We start from the raw sequence: 12,762 nt of genomic DNA on the forward strand, positions 1-12,762 counted from the left end.
GCCCATGAGAAGATTAAGATGCTAATACCACCAATCCTATGGATCGATAAGTGTAGCCTCTGTGCTGTTACCATCTTTTGGTAGTGCATCGTCTATTTCATCGTAAACTGCATATTCGGTGCCGTTTTGAGTGAATTTCACTTTACAAGTGTTTCCTGTTCCAGGACAATCCTGCTCATCTATGGCTCGCCATGAACCATTAAATAGGATATAATCGCTGGCAACTCCTTCATCAGGTTGCTCCTCAATTTCACTTCCTTCGTTGGTAAAGGACATTCCTAACACAACGAGAAGTGCCATAATTGGAATTAAAAATAGCTTTTTCATAATTTAAAAATTTAAAATACACCTACTCTTTGAAGGATTTTCGGCTTCTCCTACTCTCTGCGCAAAAAGATTTTGATAATTCTTTCAAGAGTGTAAAATTTCCAGGGTCTTGCTGAAAATTGAGAGCAGCAAATAGGTCTAGGGATCTTCAATTTTTACTACTGTCTTATTTTACAATAGTAAATGTCTGCAAATAGGTATAAATAAAATGGTGGCTAAAGCCGTATGACTATTCTATTATGAAATCGATCGGTGATTTTCTCTTCTGTATTGAGAAGGAGTCTTCCCAAATTGTTTGCGGAAATTCTTGGAAAAATGAGAGTGATCCTTAAATCCGCATTTTTGAGTAATTATAGAAATGGGCAGTTCTGTAGTTCTTATCAACAAAGCTCCTTTATCGAGCCTTTTTTCCATATGGAACCGGTGGATGGTAGTACCGTACATGTTTTTAAATCCTTCTTTAAGTTTGGTTTTGTTTGTACGATGTATAAGTCCCAATTCTTTCAGTGACGGAAGTTCGGTATGAAGATTTCTAAGTACATAAAGACGTACCTTTCTAAGTAACATTTTAGTAGCGGCGCTTTCTTTTTTTTCTAATTTTAATTCTGGTCCTGACTCGGTTAATTTTTTCTCTGGTTCATTATTTTTTACAAATCGAAAAGCAGTAATTGCATAGGAACAGGTAGCGTCTACCCCCGACATTCTCTGAATAATGCAAGGGCATCTATATAGCGTGTGATTTTCTGTTATAAAATCAATAGGAATAAATCGCTGGTATAATGTTTCATTATTGGAGTTAACTTCATCCATTATGACTTTTATAGAATTCTTTGAAAGAATTTCGGAAATCGGCTTGTCATATTTCTTCTGTTCCCATTTCAAAATTTCAGGAGTTTGGTTGGTATAGGAGGTAACATTGAACTTATCATCCAGGAATATGGTAAAAAGTATTTCTGGTTGTTCTGCCTCTTTGTGTGCTTCAAAACAGAAATTATATATCTCCTCAGACATCATATTCAATAGAACTCCCAAGGTATCAATAGGATCTCTGCGCCCTGATGGTTCCTGTCGAAACATAAAATTACCACAGGCAATTTCGATAATTTGCTGATACAACGAATTGAATCTCATTTTCTCGTCGTTGTTATGCGACTTTTCCATAATTGCTGAATTAATGATTCTACTTATAATCCTCTAAGAATAACAGTGCCTTTTTCTTATCGGTAAACACACGGGTAGGATAATGCGGACTAGCTGTTTTTATGTAAAGCTGAGAAATAGCCATTGCATGTTCGTCTTCAACTAATAATGCAAGTGCTTTTGTCATATAAGCCCCCTCTATTGCCAGGTAATCCCTTGCCTCTTTTTCTGCATTGGTAACAGCCCGTAAATCGCAAAAGATAGGATAGGAACTTTCATTCTGCAGCTGTAGGCGTTGACTAACTATTTCTTTGGCCATACTCCTATTGATCTCATAAATTTCTTTATAGACAAAGTACAGGATCCCATCAGAGATCCACATTTTAGCATAGGTACCATCCACAACCATTCCCGTAAAGTTTTGGATATCACTAATATATACAAATAAAATTATACCGACCTATCAGAACATTTCAATAGGCGTTAAATATCATTCAATAAAGTTATTTCCATAGTATTTATAGCCATTTGAATGAAAAGCCATAAAACTGTTCTGAAAAGACTTTTAGCAGTAACGGTTAGATTTATAATAGATAATTGTCATAGCTTGAAATGGAATTTCTCAAGTCAAAGTTATGGCAAAGATCAAGCACAATAATTTTCTGGATACAGTAGATGAAGTCATCACAAACGCGACTAAAGCAGGTGTTCTGCATTTACATGCAGAAGGAACAGAACTCACAGGTCGCAAGATCACAGTGAACGGAATAAAATCCTATCATTTTGGGACCACCGGCTATTTAGGTTTAGAACAGGATGATCGCCTTAAAAAGGCGGCCATTGAAGCCATAAAGCGATATGGAACCCAGTTTCCACTTTCCAAAACTTATATTTCTCATCCTTTATATGCACGGCTTGAAAAGAAACTTGAGAAGATCTATAAAAACCCCATTCTCATTACCAAAAACAGCACCTTAGGTCATATAGCTGTAATTCCTACAGCGGTGGAAGACAATGATGCCGTTATCCTTGATCACCAGGTTCACTGGAGTGTACAGAACGCCGCTCAATTATTAAAGATCAGAGGTATTCCGGTAAGCTTGATACGCCATAACTCCCTTGAAATGTTAGAAGACCGGATAAAAAAGTTATCAGATAAGGTTAGAAGAATATGGTATATGGCAGATGGGGTTTACTCCATGTACGGAGATTATGCACCTGTTAGGGAACTGATCTCCCTTTCTCAGAAATATCCTCAGTTACATTTATATTTTGATGATGTACATGGAATGAGCTGGAAAGGACCTAACGGCAGTGGTTATATAATGAGTATGCTTGACGATCTACCAGAGAATGTATTATTGTTTGGTACCTTAAGTAAAACTTTTGGAGCTTCAGGTGCCGTTTTAGTCTGTCCCGATAAGAAGCTATACCGAAAAATTAAAAATTTTGGAGGGCCCCTCACCTTTTCCGCTCAACTGGAACCTAGTGCGGTGGCTGCAGCTATCGCTTCAGCAAACATCCATCTTTCTCAGGAAATCTACCACCTTCAAAATACGTTACATGAACGAATAAATTATTTCAATATACTGTTACAGAAAACCAACCTCCCATTAATAGAGAACAATGACTCCCCGGTCTTTTATATAGGTACTGGATTACCTGCTACCGGATATGCTTTTGTGAAAAAGCTAATGAATGAAGGATTTTTTGTAAACCTGGGATTGTTTCCTGCTGTACCTGTTAAAAACACGGGTGTAAGGATCACAGTTTCGCGCCATAATGAATTAGAAGATATCAAGAACCTGGTGGAAGCCATGGATTATCATTTTCCGAAAACACTTGAAGAAACGGACAATTCTTTGAGTCGTATCGGTAAAGCATTCAATATTGATATAAACAATGGCAGTGAAAAAGTAAATTCCTCAGCAGAATTATCGGTGACCTATACTGAGACAATACAGGAAATTGAAGAAAGCTACTGGAGTCGATTAATAGGACATCATACTATCCTGGATTGGAAAGGTCTTCAATTTCTGGAAAAATCATTCGGCAATCACCAAAGTAAAGAGCATCGCTGGAGCTTTCATTATTTCATCATAACGGACCAGAAGAGTATACCCGTCCTCGCTACTTTTATGACCGGTGCCTTATGGAAGAATGATATGCTATCCCCTGCTTCTGTCTCAAAGGATATTGAAGAAAAAAGAAAGTCGAATCCTTACAAACTTACTTCTAATGTATTATCCATGGGGTGTTTATTCACTGAAGGAACTCACTGGTATTTGAATGAAGAACATCCTCTAGCCAAACAGGCCATCAAGCGATTTATATTAGAGATCGAGAGCTTAAGCGAACGACTTGATACTAAAATGACAGTTCTTAGAGACTTTATAAAAGAGCCATGGTTAAGCGAGCTTTTTCATCAGGAAGGTTTTATCCCTATAGAAATGCCGGATTCATGTATTATAGATGATCTAAGCTGGGAGAATAAAAAAGAATTTCAAGAGCGTCTCAGTTCAAGATCCAGAAAGCATTTTCGAAAAGAGGTTTTGCCTTTTGAAGACAAGTTTGAAATTTCTATTCTCAGTACTCCCACTCCCGACAAAATTCAATATTATTATCAATTATATAAAAATGTAAAAGCCAATAACCTGGGCCTTAATACATTTACGTATCCCGAATCACTATTTGAAAATATGGTTTCCCATACCGCCTGGGAATTTATTGAATTGAAGTTAAAGCAGACGAATCAGGTAGTTGGTATCATGTTCTGTTATAAGAACGATCGTGGAGTGTATGTTCCAAGCCTGGTTGGTATGGATTATGACTATTCTCGTGAATTTCACGTATACCGACAGTTGTTGTATCAAACCATAAAGAGAGCCCGGGATTTAAAAATGAAAAGGATCGATTTAGGTTTTAGCGCCTCTTTTGAAAAAAGAAAGTTGGGAGCTAGTATCATCAGCAAGCAAGCTTATATACAATCCAACGATAATTATTTATTAGAGCAGTTAGATATGATGAGAAATGAATAGGGAAAAATATCATCTTAATCAGTCATTAATCATCCATACGATTTGAAAATTCCATTACCCCATTACTTTTTAATGGTTCAAGGTACTAACAAGATGTTTGACGAAATAATCCGAGAATTTCATAATGAATTAAACTCCAGCGTGGTCTCAATCCCTCAGCCCCTTAAAAAGGCGGATAAGGGGATAGATATATCTAATTGTACTCTCTCGAAATTAAAGGAAATTGTAGAAAAAGAAGATTTTGAAAATACCCCTGAGGAGATTGAATTCTTCAAAAAAATAATACCATGCCCCATGAGCTATCTGATCTATTTTTCTGAGGTTAGATCATGCGAGATCCGAAAACCCAAAGCTGGAAAAAATTTTCAATATAACTTCTTCGAGAAAGAACTTCAGAAGATCAATAAGTTTTTCTACAAGAATAATGATTTCGTTCAGTATATGGAACAGGGTCATGAATACCTGGATCATCAACTCTTTACAAGGCATCACCGTAAAAACTACCCCTTTACTCCGATGATAAATTACTATCAGTATCCGGAGTTTTCCAGTTCACATGATATGTTATGGTCTAAAATCCAGGCCATGTATCGCCTTATCCACTACATACGGGAAGCGATGGAGACCTTAAAACCCGGTTCTCAGGAAGCTATGCTGGATAAAAAGCATAAGGTAATGTTATGGTCCGGGTCTAAAACATCTTTGGTAGAGCTTATATATGCATTGTATGCGAATGGGGACCTAAACCATGGCGTTGTGGATATTAGCACGGTTACCGCTTCTTTTGAGGATTTCTTCAATATTAAACTGGATAATATCTATAAAACTTACTCGGAAATAAAAGCTCGAAAGGGTCCTCGCGCCAAATACCTGCAAAATTTAATTATCCGCCTGGAAGCGAAAATGATCCAGGATGATGAAAAATAGATTTTCGTAGTTACGAAGAGGTACGAAAATCAAAGATTACTTAGATCCTAAGACTTCTATAGTAAAGATTGGTGGTTTCTCTCCCACCATATACCTCTAAAAGATGCCAAATAATATCATTACAAATTAAAATGTTAAACTTTCTCGTAACTACGAACGGCATAGGGAAAGAAACCAGGCATTTAACTTCAATTTAGTAGAACGAAAGTCAAACTTTGATAGGGGCTATCAATTTTAAAAAGTTTAACCGATTGGTAGCTCCTTTCTTTAAAAACGTTCTATTATGCCAACAAACATTATCACCACTGACGATCTTCGGGAATTCAAAATGGAATTGCTTGAAGAATTTAGAAAAATGCTCAACCAACAATCTTCCGGCACCCTTAAACGCTACTTAAAATCTGCCGAAGTAATGGATCTGTTGCAGATCAGTCCCGGGACGCTGCAAAATCTCCGAGTGAATGGCACCCTTCCTTTTTCCAAGATCGGCGGAATCATTTACTATGATGTCCAGGAGATCCAGAAGCTGATGGAGGAAAATCGAGTCCTGCATTTTGATCTTTAAGCGATGAATTACATCAGACAATTAAATGCTGCTTTTGAGAAATTCTATTTTGACGAACGGTTAAACCCTACTCATATCAGCCTGTACATAGCTTTATTTCATGAATGGAATAGCAGTCGATTCGCTGATGAATTCTTTGTGAATCGCAGGGATTTGATGCGTATGTCCAAAATAGGTTCCAAATCCACTTATCACAGATGTGTCACTGATCTGGACAGCTGGGGGTACCTGTTATATTTCCCGTCCAATAATCCTTTTAAAGGAAGTAAAATTAAGATGTTCATTATCGATCCGGATGAAGAACAGGATGGTCACTATTACGATCCCAAATTAGAACTTCTTGCGGAACACTACCGTCCCAGGAGCGGACCAGTAAAGAACCAGCACCATCCCAATAACGGACAAGCGCTAATCCATAACCGTCCCATAGGTAGACAAGCATTGGTATCTACTATAAACAGTAAAAAACAAATTAAACCTCAAAAACAACCAAATAGCCTGGAGGCGGTATTGAATTTTTTTAAAAATAAAAGTTTCAGTCCGGATCATGGAAAAGAGTTCTTCGAATATTATCAGAAACGTGATTGGGAAACAAGCGATGGGATGGCTGTCAGGGACTGGCGTGCACTGGCAAATTACTGGATGGATAAAGTTGAGCTTATGAATATAAAAAAGCAAGCTAAAGAGAATGATGCGTCCCAAATCCAGGACAACCTACGAACCACTAAAAACAAGAATTATGGACAACCCCTCTAAAATAATTGAAGGAGGCATAGAATACTCCTTAGGTACGTATGATGGAAGTTCCGTACAATACGATTTTTCCAAGATCCTGACCTATCTTAACAGTAAGGGCAAGCTTCTTTTCGGAAAACGATTCAAAATTTATAAAGAAGATAAAGCAATTCTTTTTCAACTCTGTTCCTACTTTACCAGGGATGAGTTCAACTGCAAAAAATATGGGCTCGACCTGGATAAAGGTATCTTATTATCCGGGCCCGTTGGATGTGGAAAAACCTCACTAATGAAACTTTTGCGACATATAGTTCCACAACAACGCGCTTACGAGATGATTCCCAGCCGAAATGTCACCTTTAGTTTCAATCATCTGGGCTATAAAACCATTGAAGATTACGGCAACACAAAATTCTTCTGTTTTGATGATCTGGGGGTGGAACCTCCGGGAAGGTTTTATGGCAAAGATCTTAATGTTATGGGAGAGGTACTATTATCGAGGTATGAACTTTACCTGGATACCAAACATAGAATAAAAACTCATGCCACTACCAATTTAAATGCTGAAGAACTGGAGGGCCGATACGGTAACAGAGTGCGCAGCCGAATGCGTGAACTGTTTAACCTAATTGCATTTGACGAATCTGTTAAGGATAAACGGAGGTAAAATCATTAGTTTTTATCCATTCAAATCATAAATCTGACGTTTTTAAAAGCTTTAGCCTGGTTCAACTTTTAAGTTATCAACAGGTAGGTGCCTGAATCTCATAAAATTTGAATCCAATTATAATCAAAAATTATCAGGGAGATATAAATAATATTTTATCCACAAATATCTGATTGTCAGTTTTTTAAATCAATAAAAAAGTACTTTTCTCATAACGAAAATGAATCCAAAATTAAAATCCATTCGTTATGAAAAAATCTATAGTCCTGATTACTTTTTTCTCCCTATCCTCCACCTCTCTCTTTGCTCAGATAGGAGGTATTGAAAACTCTGTAAATGAGATTTCAGATACTATCAGAAACATTTTTCCAATTGTGTTAGGAGTCATCTTTTTAGTGGGTTTCTTATTTAATGTAGGGCATTTTTTTGGTGAGAATTCAGATCTGAAAAAAGGTATCACACGAGTCTTATTATTTGTCCTTATTTCAGGCGTGGTAGTGGGCATCTTCACCTATTTAATCACCATGGTCATATAAGTTCAAAAGAAGAAGATCATGAAGAAATACGAACCCTATAAAAATATCAGAAAGCAGGCCATGATCTTTGGCCTATCCCTCCCCCTTTTTGCGCTGTTCATGGTATCAATTATTGCCTCGCTACTGGTTGTTATATTCTCCTTCAGCCTGGGAGTCATTATAGTCGCGGCTGTTTTCAATGTGAGCTTATATATCACCCTCCTCAGAATCAACAGGTTTCTGGAGGTTTTTCAAATGATCAGGGTTTTCCCGGTGATCCTCAGTAATAAAAGAAATTCAGGCATCAATTATGAAAAAGATTAATCTCTCTTCCCACTGGCCCATCGCAGGTTGCAAGGACAACATCATCTTTGCAAATAATGGCAATGTGCTATTAGGTTACGAAGTAAGTCTTCCTGAGATATACTCACTATCTGAAAAGGATTTTGAAGATATTCATGCTACCTGGTTTCAGGCAATCAAATCACTGCCCGTTGGGACGGTAATTCATAAACAGGACATTTATTTTAAAAAGGAATTTACGGCAGAGGAGTTACCCAATACTACATTCCTGGAACAGGCAACCCGGCAGCACTTCAAAGGAAGAGAATACATGGAACATGGATGCCTGTTATTTTTTAATCTCACTAAAAATAGAGCCTTAAACAACTCCAAGTATATCAATCCTTTTAGAAAAGTTTCTAAGAGTATTGTTAGCAAACTGGATGAAAGAATTCAGGAATTTATGACCGCGGTAAACGATTCCGTTTCATTCTTAAATAATAGCAGAAAACTTTCCTTACACCCCCTGGATCCAGAAGACATTTCAGATTTGACTCATAATTATTTTAATGGGTTTAATACAGGCTATGACACGGATGTCCTTTTAAATAAACAGCATCTTCATGCCGGGAGACATTATTTTGATGTTCTTGCCATCAACAGTGAATTATGTTTCGGGGAAAGTGTGAAGACGAGCAGAACCAATGAAAAGTTTACTTCTGATGATTTTATATTTCACCAGGGATTTGTGGATGGGTTGGGTCTTACCTTAAAAGAAAACCATATCATCAATCAGATTCTTTTCCTGGATGATAAACACAAATGGCGAAAGCTACTGGATAAAAAGGTAGAAGAACTAAGCAAGAGTTCCGGTTTTGGTTCTCAGAATAAGGTTGTTCTGGGTAAAATCCAGGAAATCCTTACTCAGATCAATTCCGATGATAATTCCAGGATTATACGGGGTCATTTCAATATTATATACTGGTCAGACCAGGCAGCAGAACTGGAAAGAATTGGATCAAAAATAAAAGCCGAATTTAAAGAGTTGGATATCCTACCTTATTATCCCCGGGGGGAAGAACGGAAAAATTATATCCTAAACAGTTATTGCTGTTTTTCCTCCAATTTCTCCAATGAAGATCTCTACGTCACTGATCTAAAACATGCGTTATGCCTGTTCATTAATAACACCAATTATAAATCAGACAGCACCGGGGTTATATTCAATGATCGAGAGCACAATCTGCCGATCCTAAAAGATGTCTGGGACGATCGGAAGAAACGGATTAAAGCAAGGAATTTTGCGATCTTTGCCCCTACCGGTGAAGGAAAATCCTTTTTGGCCAACAACATCCTGCGACAATATTTTGAAAGTGGCGTTCGTCTGGTCATCATTGATCTGGGAGGCTCCTATACGAAATTCGCAAAACTTTATCCAGGGGATCATACCATACTACGCTATGAGCATGGTAAGAATTTAGGGATCAATCCTTTTTATATATCCAATTCCCGGGATGTAGGACCGGAACACCTGGAGGATCTCTCTATATTCCTATTTGAACTCTTAGCTTCCAATTTAAAGATTACCAAAGCCCAATCTGTTTCTATAAAAAAGATTCTGCGATATTACTACGCCAACGTAAAAGAGAATCATTCTTTAGATAGTTTCTACACCTTCATTGAGCAACACCAGACAAATCTGCTCAAGAACCTTAAAATCCATCCCGACTACTTCAATGTTCTCAATTTTCTGCACGTGCTCTCGGAGTATGTCGGCGATGGTCTATATAGCTTTTTGTTTGCAGTCAGCGGGGATCAGACTTACAGGATTGAAGATAAGCAACTGATTGTTTTTGAACTTGATGAAGTAAAGGATAACAAGGAAATTCTTTCAGTAATGCTAAAGCTGATTAAATCTGCTATTCAGCGAAGTATTTGGAAAAACCGTGAAGAAAAAGGAATTATATTATTCGATGAATTTGCCAAGCAATTAAAGTTTGAAAATGTACTGGAAAGTGTTGAATTCTATTACCAGGCTATCCGAAAACAGAATGGGGCCATTGGAATTATCTTACAGTCCATCAACCAACTTCCCGATAATGCTACATCAGCCAGTATTTTAGAGAATACTCAGGTGATCTATAGCCTGAATAATGAGAAAGGCTATGAAGCACTCGTAAAACGCCTTCACCTATCCGGACATGATCACAACCAGCTAAAATCTATCAAAAATAATCTCACGGGACCTCACAAGTATACTGAGATGTTCATAAAAATAGGCCGGCAAAGTAACATTTTCCGTTTAGAAGTACCTCCTGAAGTGTATGCAGCATATCTCACCGACGGGGAGGAAAATACCCAGATCATGACGCTATATGACCAACTTGGCAATATGGAGGAAGCTATCAAAGCATTTAATCACCTTAAAAATCCAAAAAAATGAAAAGCCGAATACTAATTAAGAGTAAAATAATGATCGTGGCCATAACGATGACTCTACTTGCATCAGGCCCTATCTTGGCCCAGGGAATGCCTGTATATGACAACACGAATTTTATCAGTCTGGTCAAATCGCTGGTAGAATCTGCAAAACAAACTGCCAATCTGGTAAAGACAGTTAATTTTCTAAAAGCTCAGAAAGAGAATATTGAAAAGGTCAATAGTGTCATTCAGGATTTGCAGGCTGTCAGGGAGATCGGACGAAATAATCAGCGATTAATTAATGTAATGCAAAATGATCTTCGAGATATTCTGGATTCTCCCTATATCAGACCCGATGAAGTAACGAGGGTGACCGAATCTTTTAATGCGGTGGTGGAGAATTCCCTGGCAACGATGGATTTTATCGATGAGATCTTATCCAGTGATCATTTAAAGATGACTGATGCAGAGCGTGCCGAGGTATTAAAGCAAAAGGAATTGGAAAGCCAGGAAATGGTGAACGATGTGCGATTAAAGACCAAACGGTATCAGGAGATCATCTCATTTCGAAAAATGCAGGATAAGATCAATAACCGGGAAACCGCCTTCTAATGACATCGGGCGCCATCATATCAGCCATTGGACTTGAATATATTGATACGGTATTCCAGACGATTCAGAGCAGTGAATTTTCCCAGTACACTATCGTAGGCATGAAAACCTTAGCTGTTCTTTTCTTTCTGGTAAACATTCTAAAGAAATATAACGAAGGGATCGTGGAAAAAGATGGTTATACCTGGGGGCTGAGTCCGGCGGAATTAGCAAAGAATTTTGCCGTGGTAATACTGGTGATATTCTCTACCCAAATATTAGGATTTTTTGATGGGATCCTGGTGGCTATAGAAAACCAATATCGAGAAACCGCTCCTGCCCTCCTACCCTTGCAAATGCAGGAGATCCCGATCGAAGAAGATGTGTCAGCACTGGACGCTATGCGAAAAGCAATGGCCTTATTATATGAAGCATTGGTCACCCCTTTATATGGATTTAAAACCTTTGCTTTTCTAATCAGCCTGTTCTTATGGATACTGGATTTGTTCATTTATCCTCTTTTTCTTGCGGAGCGTTATTTTATCCTGGGAATCATGCAGGCTTTCTTCCCATTGATACTTAGTCTTTCAGTAATTGAAAAATTCCGTTCGATGGCCTATAGTTTTTTCAGAATATATGCGGGAGTCTATATGCTTGTCCCGGCATTTTTCCTGGTCAATGTATTTATTAATGCGATCTATACCGAGATCAATACCAACTTCTGGCAAAACCTGTTTGGAACTGATTATGGCAGTAATTTCTTTGCTCCGGTAGTAGAATTGGGGTCTATTGGTTTTATCGTGTTTTTAAAATTCAAGTTATACCGTCGAGCTATCTCCTTCACGTTGAGATTATTTACCACCTAAACGCCGGTAGTTATAGAAAAGATAAATCAGAGTCAGCATATGTATAAACACTAAAACAATAATTATGAAAACTCCATATAAAGATATTTACACCGTATTAAAACTCAATCGATTTATAGTTTTAGCTATCGTTATCAGCGCACAGGTATTCAGTGCTTTTGCATTGTGGGTCACCTTCACTACTAACAAAAAAGCGTTGAATTCAGCTTTTGCGATTAATAATGACGGAAGTATTATTCCCTTAAAACTGGTTACCCAAAAAGAAAATTTCAGAGTAGAAGCATTAGCACACCTAAGCTTATTCCATACCTATTTCTATGATATTGATGCTGGCAGTTATGAGAAAAATCTTGAAAAAGCATTATGGCTGGGGAATGGTTCTGTTGCCGATTTATATCGCCAGAAAAAGGCTGACGGGGTATATAATCGTCTGCTTCAATATTCTCTGGTTCAAAAAGTAGTAAGCATTGAATCGGATATCGAAGAGAAGGAAGATCATTACAGATTTCGAACAACGACCATTTTTGAAATCAATCGGGGCTCCGTTGTCGACACCTATCAACTAATTTCCACAGGAAAACTTATAACAGTAGATCGCCATTTTCCCAATAATCCACACGGTCTTCTGATCACTGATTACTTTGAAAACAGCCTTAGAAAGATAATTCCGGAATCCTAAAACATAACA

The 12,762-nt window shown here is 37.7% G+C and carries 14 protein-coding genes; 11 read left to right on the top strand and 3 right to left on the bottom strand.

The window, feature by feature from the left end:
* Positions 1-36: 36 nt before the first annotated feature.
* From NE848_RS12980 to NE848_RS12990, 3 genes are all read right to left on the bottom strand, one after another.
* The gene (locus NE848_RS12980; protein WP_252114259.1) at positions 37-327 is read right to left on the bottom strand and encodes a DUF6520 family protein; all 291 of its coding nucleotides are present in this window, start codon (positions 325-327) and stop codon (positions 37-39) included.
* Between the two features lie 237 nt (positions 328-564).
* On the bottom strand, positions 565-1,488 hold the full coding sequence (locus NE848_RS12985; RefSeq protein ID WP_252114261.1) for a helix-turn-helix domain-containing protein: 924 nt from the start codon (positions 1,486-1,488) through the stop codon (positions 565-567).
* Positions 1,489-1,507: 19 nt separating this feature from the next.
* Positions 1,508-1,876, bottom strand: coding sequence for a DUF7793 family protein (locus NE848_RS12990; protein ID WP_252114263.1), 369 nt, complete (start codon positions 1,874-1,876; stop codon positions 1,508-1,510).
* Between the two features lie 226 nt (positions 1,877-2,102).
* Between NE848_RS12990 and NE848_RS12995 the strand changes: the two genes are divergently transcribed.
* The 11 genes from NE848_RS12995 (at position 2,103) to NE848_RS13045 (ending at position 12,753) form a co-directional block, all read left to right on the top strand.
* Positions 2,103-4,505 carry a bifunctional aminotransferase class I/II-fold pyridoxal phosphate-dependent enzyme/GNAT family N-acetyltransferase gene (locus NE848_RS12995; RefSeq protein WP_252114265.1) on the top strand — a complete coding sequence of 801 codons (2,403 nt, stop codon included), beginning with the start codon at positions 2,103-2,105 and terminating at the stop codon, positions 4,503-4,505.
* A gap of 93 nt (positions 4,506-4,598) precedes the next feature.
* Positions 4,599-5,432 (top strand): RteC domain-containing protein, encoded by an 834-nt coding sequence (locus NE848_RS13000; RefSeq protein WP_252114269.1) that lies wholly within the window; start codon positions 4,599-4,601, stop codon positions 5,430-5,432.
* 283 nt (positions 5,433-5,715) lie between these two features.
* Positions 5,716-5,997 carry a helix-turn-helix domain-containing protein gene (locus tag NE848_RS13005; protein WP_252114271.1) on the top strand — a complete coding sequence of 94 codons (282 nt, stop codon included), beginning with the start codon at positions 5,716-5,718 and terminating at the stop codon, positions 5,995-5,997.
* Between the two features lie 3 nt (positions 5,998-6,000).
* Positions 6,001-6,753, top strand: a complete 753-nt coding sequence (locus NE848_RS13010; RefSeq protein ID WP_252114273.1) for a hypothetical protein — start codon at positions 6,001-6,003, stop codon at positions 6,751-6,753.
* Complete coding sequence (locus NE848_RS13015; protein ID WP_252114275.1) at positions 6,737-7,399, top strand: ATPase; 663 nt, start codon at positions 6,737-6,739, stop codon at positions 7,397-7,399. The genes NE848_RS13010 and NE848_RS13015 overlap by 17 nt, the downstream gene beginning before the upstream one ends.
* Before the next feature lie 248 nt (positions 7,400-7,647).
* The gene (locus NE848_RS13020) at positions 7,648-7,935 is read left to right on the top strand and encodes a hypothetical protein (RefSeq protein WP_252114277.1); all 288 of its coding nucleotides are present in this window, start codon (positions 7,648-7,650) and stop codon (positions 7,933-7,935) included.
* An 18-nt stretch (positions 7,936-7,953) separates the two neighbouring features.
* Entirely contained in the window at positions 7,954-8,238 is a 285-nt protein-coding gene (locus NE848_RS13025; RefSeq protein WP_252114279.1) for a hypothetical protein, read from the top strand.
* Entirely contained in the window at positions 8,225-10,639 is a 2,415-nt protein-coding gene (locus tag NE848_RS13030; protein WP_252114281.1) for a TraG family conjugative transposon ATPase, read from the top strand. The genes NE848_RS13025 and NE848_RS13030 overlap by 14 nt, the downstream gene beginning before the upstream one ends.
* A gap of 14 nt (positions 10,640-10,653) precedes the next feature.
* On the top strand, positions 10,654-11,229 hold the full coding sequence (locus tag NE848_RS13035; RefSeq protein WP_480031557.1) for a conjugal transfer protein: 576 nt from the start codon (positions 10,654-10,656) through the stop codon (positions 11,227-11,229).
* Entirely contained in the window at positions 11,229-12,074 is an 846-nt protein-coding gene (locus tag NE848_RS13040; RefSeq protein WP_252114283.1) for a hypothetical protein, read from the top strand. Before NE848_RS13035 ends, NE848_RS13040 begins: the two co-directional genes overlap by 1 nt.
* Before the next feature lie 64 nt (positions 12,075-12,138).
* Positions 12,139-12,753, top strand: coding sequence for a conjugal transfer protein TraK (locus tag NE848_RS13045; protein WP_252114285.1), 615 nt, complete (start codon positions 12,139-12,141; stop codon positions 12,751-12,753).
* Positions 12,754-12,762: the final 9 nt, after the last annotated feature.

The sequence above is a fragment of the Gramella jeungdoensis genome, from assembly GCF_023805255.1.
Classification (GTDB): Bacteria; Bacteroidota; Bacteroidia; order Flavobacteriales; family Flavobacteriaceae; genus Christiangramia; species Christiangramia jeungdoensis.